13 protein-coding genes are annotated in these 15,675 nt (G+C 66.4%); 6 read left to right on the forward strand and 7 right to left on the reverse strand.

Going from position 1 to position 15,675, the window contains the following annotated elements; genetic code table 11:
- The first annotated feature begins 211 nt into the window (after window positions 1–211).
- The 4 genes from ACQ7JA_RS05385 (at window position 212) to ACQ7JA_RS05400 (ending at window position 6,245) form a co-directional block, all read left to right on the forward strand.
- Window positions 212–1,114, forward strand: coding sequence for an ABC transporter ATP-binding protein (locus ACQ7JA_RS05385; RefSeq protein ID WP_430895316.1), 903 nt, complete (start codon window positions 212–214; stop codon window positions 1,112–1,114).
- A 3-nt stretch (window positions 1,115–1,117) separates the two neighbouring features.
- Window positions 1,118–4,699: a M1 family aminopeptidase gene (locus ACQ7JA_RS05390; RefSeq protein ID WP_430895318.1), complete on the forward strand. Its 3,582-nt coding sequence runs from the start codon at window positions 1,118–1,120 to the stop codon at window positions 4,697–4,699.
- A gap of 42 nt (window positions 4,700–4,741) precedes the next feature.
- Complete coding sequence (locus ACQ7JA_RS05395) at window positions 4,742–4,948, forward strand: addiction module protein (protein ID WP_430895320.1); 207 nt, start codon at window positions 4,742–4,744, stop codon at window positions 4,946–4,948.
- An 85-nt stretch (window positions 4,949–5,033) separates the two neighbouring features.
- Window positions 5,034–6,245: a serine hydrolase domain-containing protein gene (locus ACQ7JA_RS05400; RefSeq protein ID WP_430895322.1), complete on the forward strand. Its 1,212-nt coding sequence runs from the start codon at window positions 5,034–5,036 to the stop codon at window positions 6,243–6,245.
- Window positions 6,246–6,385: 140 nt separating this feature from the next.
- Here the strand turns inward: ACQ7JA_RS05400 and ACQ7JA_RS05405 are convergent, their stop codons facing one another.
- From ACQ7JA_RS05405 to ACQ7JA_RS05425, 5 genes are all read right to left on the reverse strand, one after another.
- Window positions 6,386–6,700 (reverse strand): Dabb family protein, encoded by a 315-nt coding sequence (locus tag ACQ7JA_RS05405; protein WP_430895324.1) that lies wholly within the window; start codon window positions 6,698–6,700, stop codon window positions 6,386–6,388.
- A gap of 24 nt (window positions 6,701–6,724) precedes the next feature.
- Window positions 6,725–7,489, reverse strand: coding sequence for an alpha/beta hydrolase (locus ACQ7JA_RS05410; protein ID WP_430895326.1), 765 nt, complete (start codon window positions 7,487–7,489; stop codon window positions 6,725–6,727).
- Window positions 7,490–7,506: 17 nt separating this feature from the next.
- A complete protein-coding gene (locus tag ACQ7JA_RS05415; RefSeq protein ID WP_430895328.1) occupies window positions 7,507–7,893 on the reverse strand; it encodes a hypothetical protein in 387 nt (128 codons plus the stop codon).
- A gap of 364 nt (window positions 7,894–8,257) precedes the next feature.
- Window positions 8,258–9,943, reverse strand: a complete 1,686-nt coding sequence (locus ACQ7JA_RS05420; protein ID WP_430895330.1) for a methyl-accepting chemotaxis protein — start codon at window positions 9,941–9,943, stop codon at window positions 8,258–8,260.
- Window positions 9,944–10,147: 204 nt separating this feature from the next.
- Entirely contained in the window at window positions 10,148–12,808 is a 2,661-nt protein-coding gene (locus tag ACQ7JA_RS05425; protein ID WP_430895332.1) for a DNA topoisomerase III, read from the reverse strand.
- 297 nt (window positions 12,809–13,105) lie between these two features.
- Between ACQ7JA_RS05425 and ACQ7JA_RS05430 the strand changes: the two genes are divergently transcribed.
- On the forward strand, window positions 13,106–13,960 hold the full coding sequence (locus tag ACQ7JA_RS05430) for a lysostaphin resistance A-like protein (protein WP_430895334.1): 855 nt from the start codon (window positions 13,106–13,108) through the stop codon (window positions 13,958–13,960).
- On the forward strand, window positions 13,957–14,433 hold the full coding sequence (locus ACQ7JA_RS05435; RefSeq protein WP_430895336.1) for a MarR family winged helix-turn-helix transcriptional regulator: 477 nt from the start codon (window positions 13,957–13,959) through the stop codon (window positions 14,431–14,433). The genes ACQ7JA_RS05430 and ACQ7JA_RS05435 overlap by 4 nt, the downstream gene beginning before the upstream one ends.
- Here the strand turns inward: ACQ7JA_RS05435 and ACQ7JA_RS05440 are convergent.
- Together ACQ7JA_RS05440 and ACQ7JA_RS05445 are read right to left on the reverse strand one after the other, a co-directional pair.
- Complete coding sequence (locus ACQ7JA_RS05440; RefSeq protein ID WP_430895338.1) at window positions 14,430–14,711, reverse strand: hypothetical protein; 282 nt, start codon at window positions 14,709–14,711, stop codon at window positions 14,430–14,432. The two genes, ACQ7JA_RS05435 and ACQ7JA_RS05440, sit on opposite strands and share 4 nt — an antisense overlap.
- The gene (locus ACQ7JA_RS05445) at window positions 14,708–15,592 is read right to left on the reverse strand and encodes an EamA family transporter (protein WP_430895340.1); all 885 of its coding nucleotides are present in this window, start codon (window positions 15,590–15,592) and stop codon (window positions 14,708–14,710) included. Before ACQ7JA_RS05445 ends, ACQ7JA_RS05440 begins: the two co-directional genes overlap by 4 nt.
- Window positions 15,593–15,675 lie beyond the last annotated feature (83 nt).

Here is a 15,675-nt window from a genome sequence, read left to right on the forward strand (position 1 = left end):
ATTATCCATGTTTCCGCCTATGTTTCCACAGATAAACTTCCGAATATTTACAAGTGGCAAGTCCTGATGCGTTCTATCACCGGATTATGCAGTCCAGCCCATCAAACCGCCCGTGCGTCGCAGAGTCGCCACAGCTTGCGTGACAATTTAATACAATGCAAGTGTTGATAAGGCTGACACGGGAGGACCGACGGGTCCGCAGGAGCATGGCATGGAACTGAAAATACGCAATCTGTCGAAGACCTACGCCAATGGCGTGGTCGCGCTCGACCGCGTCACGCTCACCATTCCGGCCGGGATGTTCGGCCTGCTCGGCCCCAACGGCGCCGGCAAATCGACCCTGATGCGCATCCTCGCCACCCTGCAGGAATGCGATTCCGGTTCGGTGTTCCTGGACGATATCGACGTCCTCGACGAAAAGGACGAGGTGCGCCGCATGCTCGGCTACCTGCCGCAGGACTTCGGCGTCTACCCGAAGGTGACCGCCTACGAACTGCTCGACCATTTCGCCCAGCTCAAGGGCCTGTCGCACAAGCACCGCCGGCGCGAAGTCGTCGATGGCCTCCTGCAGCAGACCAATCTCTGGGAAGTGCGCAACCAGCGCCTCGGCACCTTCTCGGGCGGCATGCGCCAGCGCTTCGGCATCGCCCAGGCCCTGCTCGGCGACCCGCGCCTGATCATCGTCGACGAGCCGACCGCGGGTTTGGACCCGCAGGAACGGGTGCGCTTCCACAACCTGCTGTCGGAGATCGGCGAGGACAAGACCGTGATCCTGTCGACCCACATCGTGTCCGACGTGGCCGACCTGTGTTCGAACATGGCCATCATCAACAAGGGCCACGTGCTGCTGTGCGGCGACCCGCAGGACCTCACCTACGAGATCGAAGACTATATCTGGGCGCGTTTTGTCACGCGCCAGGAGCTGCCGGTGTTCCAGAAGCGCCATCAGGTCATCTCCACGCGCCTGCTCACCGGTAAAACCCTGATCCACGTGTATGCCGAGAGCGATCCGGGCGACGGCTTCGAGCCGGCCCGCGCCAGCTTAGAGGACGTGTACTTCGCCACGATCGCCGGCCGCTTCGCCGACCGCGCTGAGTCGGCAGGGACCTGTTAGTCCATGCGGCTGCTCTTCGCCATCGCGCGCTTCGAGGCGGGACAGCGCCTGCGCCTGCTGTCCACCTGGATCTACTTCGGCATGTTCCTGGCCCTGGCCATGCTGTGGATGGCGGCGGCGGGCGGCGTCTTCCGCGACGCCATGGTGACCTTCGGCGGCCTCCTGCTGATCAACGCCCCGCGCCAGATCGCGCTGACCGCTTCCTTCCTCGGCTGCTTCGGCGTGGTGGTGGTGGCGGCCGTCATGGGCCGCTCGGTGCAGCAGGACTTCGAATACGAGACGCAGCACTTCTTCTTCAGCGCCCCGATCCGTAAGCACCACTACGTGCTGGGGCGCTTCCTCGGGGCCTTCGCCACCCTGGCCGTGATCCTGTCGAGCATCGTGCTGGGCGCCTGGCTCGGCACCCTGATTCCCGGCATCGAGCCGGACCGCCTGGGGCCGACGCCGCTGGCGACCTGGATCCTGCCCTACCTGTTCACGCTGCTGCCCAACACCTTCATCTTCGGCGCCCTGTTCTTCGTGCTGGCCGCGCTGTCGCGCCGCATGCTGCCGGTCTACGTGGCCAGCATCGTCATGATGGTCGGCTACATCGTCGCGCCCTCGCTGGCGCGCGACCTCGACTACAAGACCCTGGCCGCCCTGATCGACCCCTTCGGGACCACGGCCCTGATCCGCCTCACCGAGTACTGGCCGATCGCCGAGCGCAATACCCGCCTCGTGACTTTGGAAGGCGTCTACCTCGTCAACCGCCTGGTCTGGATCGGCTTCGGCCTGGTGGTCCTGCTGCTCGGCTACTGGCGCTTCCAGACGGTCGGCAACGTCGATCCGCGCAAGCGCCAGGGCGCAGCGATCGTCGCCGACACCCCGCCGCCGCTGTCGCAGGCCGCCGTCGATACCCGCGAAGCGCCGGACTTCCAGCACCGCAGCCTCACCATCCTGCTGGGGAAGTCGGCCTGGTACAACCTGCGCGAAGCGACCAGGAACGTCTACTTCCTGGCCCTCGCCATCGCCGGCGCCCTGATCCTTGCCGCCAGCTCGATCGACCTGGGCAGCATCTACGGCACCAATACGCAACCCGTCACCTATATGGTGCTGGACCTGATCCGCGGCGTCTTCGAACTGTATATGCTGGTGGTGACGACGCTGTTCGCCGGCGAGATGATCTGGCGCGAGCGCGAGGCGCGCATGGCGCAGATGCTGGACGCCATGCCGGCGCCGACCTGGCTGCCGCTCGCCGGCAAGTTCCTGGCCCTGGTCGGCCTGCAGGCCGTGCTGCTCTTCATGGCCATGGTGGTGGGCATGCTGGTCCAGCTGTTCAAGGGCTACTTCGGCCTCGAGCCAGGGCTGTACATGCGCGTACTGTTCACCGTGCTGCTGCCGCAGTACGCGCTGCTGGCGGCGGTGGCGATCGCCATGCAGGTGGTCGTCAACAACCGCTACCTCGCCTACTTCATCCTGATCGCCCTGTATCTCGTGGCCGGCACCGCGCGCGGCTACGGCTACGACCATCCCCTGCTCAGCTACGGCGTGTGGCCGCAGACCACCTACTCGGCGATGAACGGCTTCGGCCACTACCTGGTCCGCGAGCGCCTGTTCCAGCTCTACTGGTCGGGCCTGGCGCTGATGCTGCTGGTTGCGGCGCGGGTGCTGTGGGCGCGCGGCGTCGACGACACCTGGCGCGAGCGCCTGCGCCTGGCGCGCCGCAACCTCTCGCGCACCGTGCTGGCCGGCTTCGCCCTGGGCCTGCTGGTGTTCGCGGGCACCGGCGCCCTGCTGGCCTGGGAGCTGCATGCCGGCGACTACCAGACCAGCGCCCAGGTCGAGCGCCAGCGCGCCGAATACGAGCTGCGCTACCACCGCTACGCCAGGCTCCCCCAGCCGCGCATCACCGACGTCAACCTGCAGGTGTGGATCGAACCCGAACGCCGCGCGCTGCAGGTGAAGGGCTTCTACCAGCTGGAGAACCGCAGCGGCGTGCCGCTCACCGACATCGTGCTGTACCAGCAGCGCGGCGCCACCCTGAAGGCACGCTTCGCACAGAACGCGCGCCAGGTGGCGGCCGACCCGGCCCACGGCTTCTACCACTACCGCCTGGCCCAACCGCTGCAGCCGGGCATGCGCACCGCCCTCGAATTCAATATCGCCTACAAGCCGGGCGGCTGGCTCGGCATCGGCCGCGACACGCCGGTGGTGGGCAACGGCAGCTTCTTCACCAACGAGGTGCTGCCGCGCATCGGCTACCAGCGCAGCATCGAACTCACCGACGACCGCGACCGCAAGCGCTTCGGCCTGGGCCCGAAGGACCCGCTGCCCGCACGCGGGGACGCGGCCGGGCGCACGCGCAACTTCCTCGGCCAGGACGCCGACTGGATCAATTTCGACGCCGTGGTCGCCACCAGCCCGGACCAGATCGCGATCGCCCCGGGCACCCTGGAGCGCGAATGGATGGACAAGGGCCGGCGCTACTTCCACTACCGGATGGACAAGCCGATCCTGAACTTCTACGCCTTCCAGTCGGCCCGCTACGAAGTGCGCCACGACCGCTGGGAAGACGTGACCATCGACGTCTACTACCACCCCGGCCACGACTGGAACGTCGAGCGCATGATCCGCGGCGCCCAGGCCAGCCTCGATTACGCCTCGCGCCATTTCGGCCGCTACCAGTTCCGCGAACTGCGCATCGTCGAATTCCCGCGCTACGGCCAGTATGCCCAGGCCTTCCCCGGCACCATCCCCTTCTCGGAAAGCGCCGGCTTCATCGCCCGCATCGACGACGATTCGCCGAAGGACATCGACTACCCCTTCTACGTGAGCGCCCACGAGGCGGCCCACCAGTGGTGGGGACACCAGGTGGTGGGCGCGGATACGCGCGGCGCCACCGTGCTGTCCGAGAGCCTGTCCGAATACACCGCGCTGATGGTCATGAAGCGCGCGGTCGGGGCCCAGAAGATGCGCCGCTTCCTGCGCTACAACCTGGACGCCTACCTGATGGGCCGCGCCGTCGCGCGCCGCCCCGAGCTGCCGCTGGCGGAGAACGAAAACCAGGGCTACGTTCACTACCGCAAGGGCAGCCTGGCCCTCTACCTGCTGCAGGACCTGCTGGGTGAAGACGCGGTGAACGGCGTGCTGCGCACCCTGGTGGCCGAGCATGCCTTCAAGGGCGCGCCATATCCCTCCGTCGACGCGCTGGTGGCCGGCCTGCGCGCGGTCACCCCGCCGGACAAGGCCTACCTGATCGGCGACCTGTTCGAATCCATCGTCCTGTACGAGAACCGCGCGGTCGGCGCCAGCGCGCGCCAGCGCCCGGATGGCAAGTACGAGGTGACGATCAGCGCCCACGCCGGCAAGGTGCGTGCCGCCGCGGCGGGTGAAGAGCAGCCGATGGCCTTGCGCGACTACATCGAATTCGGCGTCGACGACCGCAACGGCAAACCCCTGGTGCGCGAACGCCACCTGGTGGACAAGGCCGGGCAGAACATCACCCTGGTGGTCGACGCGCGTCCGGGAAAGGCCGGGATCGACCCCGATAACAAGTTGATTGATAGAAAACCAACGGATAACATGGTTCCTGTCGACAACCTTTGATTCCCAAGCTATTATTTCAAAAATATTTCTGGGGGGACTAGCATGTCGAATCAGGTTGCCGAGATCGCCGAGAAGATCCAGCTGCTGAATGCGGACGACAAGCACGCGCTGCTGCGCATGCTGCTCCAGGATATCGATGGTCCCGACGAGGATGCCGACGAGGCCTGGCGCAACGAAGTGGTGCGCCGCGTGAAGGCGATCCGCAACGGCGAGGCGGCCATCCGCGCCCTGCAGGAGTGGCAGGAATAAATACGGAACGGCGCATCGCGCGTCGATCTTGAAAAACCGCGGCTCTCACCGCGGTTTTTGCTTTTCAGGCCCGCCAGGATTCCTCATGAAACGACGCTCCCTTCTGCTGCTTCCACTGTCTTTCGGCTTGCCCGCGCTGGCCGGCGGCCCGCAGCAGCTTCCCCTGACCGACAGGCTGGCGGCGCTGCAGAAACGCTCGCTGCTGCCGGGCTTCGCGGTCGCCGTGGTATCGAACAAGAAGGTGCTCTACCAGCGCGGCTTCGGCCTGGCCGACGTCGCCGGCCGGCGTGCGTACACCGAGGAGACCGTGCAGAACGTCGGTTCGGTCAGCAAGACCGTGGTCGGGGTCGCGCTGGTCAAGGCCATCGAACTCGGCTACTTCGGCCTGGACACCGAGATCGAGCGCATCCTGCCCTTCAAGGTGCGCAATCCGCACCTGCCCGGCGCGATCACGGTGCGGCAGCTGGTCACGCACACCTCCTCCATCGTCGACGACGAGGACATCTACGGCCACGCCTACACCATCATGCCGGACGCGGACAGGAAGGGCCCGCTGTACAAGGCCTTCGAGCGCGACTCCACGGTGCCGGGACGGCGTGACGCCTCCCTGGGCGCCTTCCTGAAGAACTACCTGTCGCCTGGCGGCGCCCGCTACCGCAAGAGCAACTTCGCCAAGGCGGCGCCGGGCAGCACTTACCACTACTCGAACATCGGCTCGGCGCTGGCCGCCTGGCTGGTCGAGCTGAAAAGCGGCATGGGCTTCGACGCCTTCACCAGGCGCCACATCTTCGAGCCGCTCGGCATGCATGCCACGCGCTGGCATGCCGACCCGGCGCTGGCCCAGCGCCAGGCCAGCGTCTACGACCACAAGGGACGGGCGTATCCCCGCTATGGGCTGGTGACCTATCCGGATGGGGGCCTGACGACCTCGGTATCCGACCTGGGACGCTTCCTGATGGCGATGGTGGATGGCTTCCACGGCGGCGCCGGCATCCTGAGCAGGGCCGGATTCGCCCTGCTGTTCAAGCCGCAGTTTCCGCCCGATGCCCTGCCCGCCGGCAGCCCGCCGGGGGAACCGAACAGCGGCGTGTTCTGGCGCATCCGGAAGAACGGCCAGGTCGGCCATACCGGCAGCGACCCGGGCATCACGGCCTTCATGTTCATCGATCCCGCCAAAGGGACCGGGCGCATCCTGATGACGAATACCGAATTCGGCGACGCCGAGGGGAACGACGATCCGCGCGTGGTGCAGCAGGTGCGCGAGATCTGGTCTGCACTGGCCGAGGTGCGCTCGTAGGGTGGACGGCTATACCGCGATGCTCGAGGGGCATGCGGCGAGGACGCCGTCCGCGCGTTCAGATCCCATACATGTAGAGGTGTCGTCCATTCATCAGCCGGTCGAACGCGGGGACGCCGAAGCCCGCCACCCTACAAAGCTCAGCGGGCCCAGTAATCCAGCACCAGCGAACGCGCCAAGCTAGCGCCCAGGGTTTTCACGAACGCCTCGTGGGCCGGGTGCACCAGGTAGCCGTCGCGATCCTCGTTGCTCGCAAACGTCAGGGTGAAGCAGTGGGTAAAACCGTCGTTCAGTCCTTCCGGGCTGACGTTGGTGCCCCATTCGAAGGACACGATGCCCGGGATCTGGCCGGGGAGCCGTGCGAAATCGGCGACGACGGCGTCGACCGCTTCCGCGCTCGCATCATCCTTGAACGAGAACAGCACGACGTGGCGCAGCAGGGCATCGGCAGGCATGGGTTTTCCTTTTTACTTGGCGGGTCAGCGCGCCCAGGCGAGCGCCTTGAGGTATTCGGGACTGTTCGAGATCGTATTATGCCCCGCCCCATCGATCACGCGCATGGTGGCGACATTCGGGGAGAAGCGCGTGAGCAGCTGGTCCGCGCTGTCGCGCGGGATGATCTCGTCGTTTCCCGCGACCAGCAGGAGCGTGGGCGCCGTCACCTTCGGCGCATGGCGCCAGGAATCGTAGCGGTCGCGCAGCAGCCAGCGCACCGGGAAATACGGGAACTGCCGGGCCGCCAGGTCGCGCAGGCTGTCGAAGGGCGTGACCAGCACCAGCCGGCGCACCGGGCGCTGGGTGGCCAGCTGCACGGCCACGCCCGTGCCCAGGCTGCGTCCGACCACGACGATGTCGCCGTGTTCCGGCGCGACCTTGTCGAACAGCGCCAGCGCGTCGTGCACCAGCTCTTCCTCGGCCGGCTTGCCGGTGCTGCCCGCATAGCCGCGGTAATGCAGCAGGTAAAGGGCGCGGTCGGGATAGGCGGCGTCCAGCAGCGGCAGGCTTGCCGAGACGTCTTCGGCGTTGCCGCCCAGGTAGATCACCGCGCCATGCCCTTTCGCGGGCCGTTCCGACACCTTCAGCGAGGCGCCGGGCGCCTCGAGCGTCGAGGTATGCGGCGCGGGGAAGGCCGCGCCGGCGGGCGGGTAGTAGATCAGGGAGCGCTGCATGACGAACAGCGCGAGGCAGGCGGCAGCATAGGCGCCGAGCGCCAGCATGACGAGGAACACCAGGAACTTCTGCATCGGTCGGGGCTACTCTTTCAGCTAATGCGGGTCATGCGGTGTACGTATTGCTGCTCCTTGCCCTCGGCCGTCCAGTACTGGACGGTTTCCAGCGTGCTGTCATCCAGGCGCCGCCAGGTGAAGCGGCTCGGCGCGTTCACCGGTTCGAATTCCGCGAAGCCGGGCGCTATGCGCGAGGCGCGCCAGCTGTATTCGTTCCACTGCGAGACCACTTCGCCGTCCCGGAACGTGATGGTGGCGCCGTCGCTATGCCCAGAGAAGCTGGCATCGTGAAAGCTGCGTAACGTGAACACGCCGGGCTCGGGACGCTCGTACTGCTCGAACAAGGCCTTGCCCTGAGGGGTCTCGCCTCGCCAGCGCCCTTCCAGGAACTGCAACTGCGCAAAGTCGTCCATGCTGAACATCGCAAACCTCCGTGAGTGGATAGGCCGCGGCGCCGCGCGGCTCGTCAGTGTAGCGGGCTTTCCTGCCGTACCGCGCGTGATTCGCGTGCCAGCCTTTCCCTCACCATCTCGCGCGAGACCTCGTTCTCGTAACAGATCGGAGCATAGCCGCCTTTCTTGCTCCACGCACTGCGTCCACCACAGGAACTTCCGTTACGCGTGACATTGTAGGGGCAGGGGCACCTGCCGGGGTAGGCGGCAATCGACTCTTCGACGATCTGGCGGCGGATCTCTTGCTCGCTCGGCGCTTTACGGGTATCGGCGTCGGCCGGGAAAGCCAGGCCCATGCAGCACACGAGAAATGCTGCACGTAGCCACGCCGTCGTCAAACGGTCTCCACGACGGTGCCGGCGGTCTGCGCATCCTGTGCGCGAACCGCAGGCTTGCGCAGTGACGTGCGGGCTGCCGTGGCACTTGCCTTTGGCGCCGCCAGCCGCCGCGCAGGCGCGCCTGCTTGCGGCGCCGAAGCCAGCTGGAAGGTACCCACCAGCCGCGCCAGCGCGGCCGCCTGCTCGCGCATGGCTTCGGCCGCCGCCGCCGCCTCCTCGACCAGGGCCGCGTTCTGCTGCGTTCCCTGGTCCATCTGCACGATCGCGCCATTCACCTGCTCGATGCCTGCGCGCTGCTCTTCGCTCGCGGCGGCGATCTCGCCGATGATGTCGGCCACCCGCTTGACGCTCTGCACCACCTCTTCCATGGTGCTGCCGGCCTGGTCGACCAGGCGCGAGCCCGCGTCCACGCGCTCCACCGAACTCTTGATCAGTTCCTTGATTTCCCTGGCCGCGGTGGCCGAACGCTGCGCCAGGTTGCGCACCTCGCTTGCCACCACCGCGAAGCCGCGCCCCTGCTCGCCGGCGCGGGCCGCTTCGACCGCCGCGTTCAGGGCCAGGATGTTGGTCTGGAAGGCGATGCCGTCGATGACGCCGATGATGTCGCTGATCTTGCGCGAGGCTGCGTTGATCGAGGCCATCGTCGTCACCACCTCGGACACCACCTCGCCGCCGCGCAGGGCGGTGTCGGCGGCGCTGGCGGCCAGCTGCTTGGCCTGGCGCGCGTTGTCGGCGTTCTGGTTGACGGTCGAGGTCAGTTCTTCCATCGAGGATGCGGTTTCCTCCAGCGCGCCGGCCTGCTCTTCGGTGCGCTGCGACAGGTCCTGGTTGCCGGCCGAGATTTCGTGGGCGGCGGTCTCGATGGTGGTGGTGCCGGCGCGCACCTGCGACACGATCGACACCAGGGAGGCGTTCATGGTCTTCAATGCCGCCATCAGTTCGCCCGCCTCGTCATTGGTACGCACCTTGACCTCGGCGGTCAGGTCGCCCTGCGCGACGCGCCCGGCCAGGGTGACGGCGCGGCGCAGCGGAATGCTGATGTTGCGGCCCAGCTGGTAGGCCATGAAGACCGCCAGCACGGCCGCGATCAGGCCGCCGCCGACCAGGGTGCGGCGCATGGCCGACTTGCGCGCCAGCACGTCGGACTCGCGCCCGGCCAGCAGTTCCCCTTCGTGCGCGCGCAGCTGCTCGACCAGGCCGCGCATCGCGTCCATGCCGGCTTTGCCTTTGCCGGCCTGCACGGTGGCGACGACCTGGGACAGGTCGCCGTCGACCGCCGCGCGGCGCTGGGCGATCACGGGATCGATCGCCTGCGCCAGCCAGTTGCGCTGGTGCGCGGCCAGCTCGCGCAGGCGCGCCTGCTGGGCATCGTCGCCCGCCGACAGCGCAAGCGCCTTGTCGACGTGCTGCTGGAAGGCCTGCTTGCCGGTGGTGTAGGGCTGGAGCATCGCTTCCGTGCCGGTCAGGGCGAAGCCGCGCTCGCCCGTCTCGATATCGGTGAGCGCCTGCATGGCGGCGTCGACTTCGGCCAGCGCCTGGTGGCTGCGCGCGTTCAGGGCGTTGGCCGTGTCCAGGGCGGAGAAGTTGGCGTAGGCGATGGCGACGACGATGCCGGTGATCCCGACGAGGACGCCGTAGCCGAGGTAGAGACGGGTGGAGATCTTGAGATCGGAAAGCTTCATGGTGTCCAGACGGGCGAATTAGTTATAGGTATGGCCGGCAGTGCCGGGTGGTCCGAATGACGAAACTTGTTCGATTATTACCGGAAGTTGTGCTTAATGAAAAGCAATTTGTCATGCACCTGAAAAATGCATGCGCCAGGGATAGGCGATGGGCGCAAAAAAAACGCGAACCCTCGGGTTCGCGTTTTTGTCGATGGCCGCGGCTTACTTCTTGTCCGCCGCCGATGCGATCTTCTTCGCTGCAGGCTTGCGCGCCGCCGTCTTGGCGGCCGCCTTCTTGGCCGGCGCCTTCGCCGCGGCTTTCGCCGGCGCTTTGCGCGCCGCCTTCACCGGTTCGGCAGCGCCGTCCGCGCCCTCGGCGGCGCCGTCAGCGGCCTTGCCCTTGGCGCCCGGCTTGGCCTTGCGCTCCTCGAACTCGAAGCTGATCTTGCCGTCCTTGCCGCGCACCAGGTAGGCCTTGAAGGCGCGGCGGGTGCGCTGCGAGACGAAGCCCGGCAGCAGGTCGGTCTTGCCCTCGTTGAGCAGCTTGGCCATCTGTTCCGGCAGAATCTCCTGCTGCAGGATGATGCGGCCGCTGCGGAAGTCGCAGGTCTTGGGCTTGGCGACCTGGTGTTCGCATACATAAGCCAGGCCCATCTCGTAGACGCCGCCATTGCACTTCGGGCAGGGTCCGAGCGGGGTCTGGCCGGTGAAGTCCACGCCCTCGCCTTCTTCGCCTTCGTCCTGGTCCTGGCCGAAGTCGAATTCGAGCTTGAAGTTCTTGATCTCTTCGTCGCGCACGATGCGCAGGATCGCCGCGAACGGACGGCCCATCTTCGAGCGGAAGCCCTGCAGCGGACCGATGGTGCGGTTCTTCAGCAGTTCTTCGACTTCCTCGATCTCGAACTGGCGGCTGCCCGGCGTCTTCGACATCGAGAAGTCGCACTTGGTGCACGCGAAGCGGCGGTAGTTTTCCTTGACCGTGCCTCCGCAGTTCGGGCACGGGGTCTGCAGGGTCGCGTAGTCGCCGGGGATGGTCTCGTTGTCGTATTCCTTGGCGCGCTTGACGATAATCTGCGTCATCTGCTGGATCTCGCGCATGAATTCGTCGCGCGAGATCTTCCCTTTTTCCATCTGCGAGAGCTTGAACTCCCATTCGCCGGTCAGTTCAGGCGCGGTGAGTTCGTTCACGCCCAGGCCGCGCAGCAGGGTCATGAGCTGCGACGCTTTCGCGGTGGGGATCAGTTCGCGCCCTTCGCGCAGCAGGTATTTTTCGGTGAGCAGACCCTCGATGATGGCCGCGCGCGTGGCCGGGGTACCGAGTCCCTTGCCGGCCATGGCGTCGCGCAGCTCGTCGGAGTCGACCAGCTTGCCCGCGCCTTCCATCGCCGACAGCAGGGTCGCTTCGGTATAGCGTGCGGGCGGTTTCGTCACCAGGCCGTTCGGCGTGACCTTGTCGGCCAGGACCTTCTCGCCCTTCTGCACCGGCACGAGATTCGCGCCGTCCTTGTCGTCCTGCGACTCCTTGCCGTAGATCTGCAGCCAGCCGGGGTTGGTCATCACCTTGCCCTCGGTCTTGAACTGGTGGCCCGAGACTTCGGTGAAGCGGGTCGTGACCAGGAACTCGGCCGGCGGGAAGAACACCGCCAGGAAGCGGCGCGTCACTAAGTCATAAAGCTTTTGTTCCGGCTCCGTCAAATTCTTGGGGATCACGCCGGTCGGGATGATGGCGAAGTGGTCCGAGATCTTGGTGTTGTCGAAGATGCGCTTGTTCGGCTTGACCCAGCCGTTCTTCAGCACCTGCTTCGAGAACTGCTGGTAGTTGTTGGTGTCGTTCAGCGCCTCCATCGTGCTCTTGACGGTGCCGATGTAGTCTTCCGGCAGGTGGCGCGAATCGGTACGCGGGTAGGTCAGCACCTTGTGCTTCTCGTACAGCGCCTGGGCCAGGCCCAGGGTGTTCTTGGCCGAGAAGCCGAAGCGGCCGTTGGCCTCGCGCTGCAGCGAGGTCAGGTCGAACAGGGCCGGCGCCATCGAGGTGGTCGGCTTCGATTCCTCGGTGACGACGCCCTGCTTGCCGCGGCAGGCGGCGACGATGGAGTCGGCGGCGGCGCGGCTCCACAGGCGCTCGGCGCGCTTCTCGGGGTCGTTCTCGTCCTTCTTGAAGTTCGTGTCCAGCCAGCGGCCTTCGTAGACGCCGGCGGCGCACACGAATTCGGCGCGCACTTCCCAGTAGTCGCGCGGGACGAAGCGCTTGATCTTCTCTTCGCGCTCGACCACGATCGACAGGGTCGGGGTCTGCACGCGGCCCACGGTGGTCAGGTAGAAGCCGCCCTCCTTCGAGTTGAAGGCGGTCATGGCGCGGGTGCCGTTGATGCCGATCAGCCAGTCGGCTTCCGAGCGGCAGCGCGCGGCGTCGGCCAGCGGCAGCATCTCGTCGTCGCTGCGCAGGTGGGCGAAGCCGTCGCGGATCGCGGCCGGGGTCATCGACTGCAGCCACAGGCGCTTGACCGGCTGTTTCGCCTTCGCGTTCTGGGCGATCAGTCGGAAGATGAGTTCTCCTTCGCGTCCCGCGTCACATGCGTTGATCAGGGTGGTGACGTCCTTGCGCTTGATCAGCTTGTTCAGCACCTTGAGGCGCGATTCGGTCTTGGCGATCGGGTTCAGCGCGAAGTACGGCGGGATCATCGGCAGGTGGGCGAAGCTCCATTTGCCGCGCTTGACGTCGTATTCTTCCGGCACTGCGATCTCCAGCAGGTGGCCGACCGCGGACGACAGGACGTATTCGTCGGACTCGAAGTACTCATCGTGCTTGGTGAAGCCGCCCAGCGTCTTCGCGATGTCGTTCGCGACCGACGGCTTCTCGGCGATGATGAGGGATTTGGTCATAGTGATTCTCGGGTGCTCTATATATAAGTGGCTTTTTCCCGCGCATCATACATGCTTGCGGGCTCGACCGTCTTGCAAGTCGTAGTGTCTGAAGAGTAACAGTCTGGATTAAGCGGCCAATGATAAGCGCGATGACAGGCGCACCGCAAGTGTGCGCGTCTGCCCTGGCATTGCCGTTTGGAACTATCCGCATGGTGCATGGCGGGCGTCGGCTATGCAGGGTAAATAAGACTTTCCAAATTATATAAGCGCTTATATTATTGAATCGTTATTCGACGACACCATCAAGGAACGCTCATGGACACCCTCGTTGCCTCGCCCGCCCTGCCCCCGGCCGCCACCGGGCCGACCCGCTTCACGCTCGTGCGCATCCTGCTGGCGCTGCTCGCCGTCTGCCTGCCGGTCGCCCTGGTGCTGGTGCTCACCAACCAGATCCCGGACAAGGCCCTGCGCGCCTACTGGCCGCCGCTCCTGGCCGCGCTGGCCGGCTATGCGGGCTATGCCTTCTACGTGCGCCGCGTCGAGCGCCGCGCGCTGGACGAACTGCGCGGTCCCGCCGGCCCGCGCGAACTGGGCGCCGGCCTGGCCCTGGGCGCGGCGATATTCGTCGGGGTGGTCGGCCTGCTCGTCGCCAGCGGCAGCTACCGCTTCACCGGCGTCGGGAGCGCGGCGGTGCTGCTGAAATCCTGCACCGAGATGGTCTTCGTCGCCCTGGTCGAGGAGATCCTGTTCCGCGGCGTCCTGTTCCGCCTGCCGGAGCGCGCGCTCGGCACCCGCCTCGCACTGCTCGTCTCGGGCCTGATCTTCGCCGTGGCCCACCTGCCGAACGACGGCGTCACCCTGCTCGCGGTCGCCAACACCGCCCTGGCCGGCCTGCTGTTCGCGGCGGCCTACCTGGCCACGCGCCGCCTGTGGCTTCCCATCGGCGTGCACTTCGCCTGGAATTTCATCTCCGATGGCGTGTTCTCGCTGCCCACCTCGGGCCACCCGGCGCGCGGCATGCTGCAGGGCCAGTTGAGCGGCCCCGAATGGCTGACCGGCGGCCCCTACGGACTCGAAGCGTCGATCGTTACCTTCGTCGTGATGGGCGCGGCCACCATCGTACTGCTGCGCCGCGCGCAGCGCGCCGGCCACTTCCTGCCGAAGCCATGAAGCAGGGACTGGGAACCCAGTTGCGCCACCTGATCGAACTGCTCGACGGCGCGGTCGAGGCGGCCTACGTGGAAGCGGGCCTGCACTACCGGCCCCGCTACACGCCCGTGATGCGGGCGCTGGCAAACACCGAAGCGCTCACCATCGGCGAGATTGCCGCGCAGGCCGGCATCACGCAGCCGGCCGCGACGCAGACGGTGGCGGTGATGGTCAAGGAAGGCCTGCTCGTCACGTCGGCGGGCAAGCAGGATGGACGCCAGAAGATGGTGCGGCTGAGCGAGGCGGGACGCGAGATGCTGCCGCGGCTGCAGCAGTGCTGGCAGGCGACGGCGCTTGCTGCGGCCAGCCTCGATGCGCAGCTGCCCTACCCGCTGTCGAGGACGCTGGCCGATGCGATCGAGGCCCTGAAAACCGAATCGTTCGGCGAACGGATCCGCGCCGCGCACGCCGCGCAGGAACACGACAAGCCCTAGGCGTCGTCATGTTCGCCGCGCCGCACGACCTGCAGGGACAGGATGGTCACCGGTCCCGCGCGCAGCAGGTTCATGGACGAGACCAGCATCTCCGCGGCGCGCGCCGGGGCGACCTCAGGGCCCGGCACGTCGAGCAGGAAGTCCTTGCCCTCGAGGTAGCCGCCATTGGTGAAGTCGATGCGGAAGGCCAGCTTGACGCGCCAGGTGGAACGCGGATCGGCGACATAGGGCGCGGCGTCGTCGGCCGGCAGATAAGACAGCGGCAAGGCGGCGTTCATTGGCGCGCTCCCACCAGGCAGACGACCAGGCGCGCACCGAACAGGTTGATGCACAGCCCCAGGATCACGAGCGCGAAAGCGATCAGCTTCCAGGGCTGCATTTCTTCGCCCAGCACCAGGCTGGACGAGGTCATGCCGAACAGCGGCACCATCAGGGTCAGCGGCGCCACACTGGCGGCCGGGTAGCGCGAGAGCAGCCAGTTCCAGACCGCGAAGCCCAGCAGGGTGGACATGTAGACCAGGTAGGCGATCGCCGCCACCGTTTCCCAGCGCAGGAAAGCCAGGCTCGCCGCGATGCGCGCCGGGCCTTCCACTGCGAAGGACAGCGCCAGCATCGGCCCGGCCGCCGCCAGGCTGCCCCACACGACGAGGGCGAACATGTTCACCCTCCCCATGCGCTTGGCCAGCAGGTTCCCCGCCGCCCAGGCCGCGGCCGACAGGATCACCAGGCCCAGGCCGACGGCCGTCACGTCCTGTCCGAGATGGGCCACCACCACGAGGATGCCCGAGAACGCGACCACGGCGCCGAATACCTGGAAGCGCGTGGGACGCTCTTTCAGGAGGAAGGCCGCCAGCGCGATCGTCATGAAGGATTGCAGCTGCACGGTGAGCGAGGCCAGGCCGGGCGAGACGCCCAGCCCGATGCCGGAAAAGAGCAGCGCGAACTGCAGCCCGAACATGACGAGGCCGTAGACGGCGATGTGCCGCAGGGGCACGTCGGGACGCTTCACGAAAAAGACCGCCGGCAGCGCAGCCAGCGTGAAGCGCAGCGCGCACAGGAGCAAGGGCGGCAAGTGATTCAGGCCAAGCTTGATGACGACGAAATTGAAACCCCAGACGGCGACGATGCCGAGGGCGGCGAGCAGGTGCAGTGGATTCACATTGACTCCTTGAACATGGTGACTTTATACCTGCTAAAACCGGGCAGGAAAAACGCTTTATACTCACAGCTACTTGAACGTCA

Origin of the sequence: Massilia sp. BKSP1R2A-1 (genome assembly GCF_050586525.1) — a bacterium.
Taxonomy (GTDB): Bacteria; Pseudomonadota; Gammaproteobacteria; order Burkholderiales; family Burkholderiaceae_D; genus Telluria.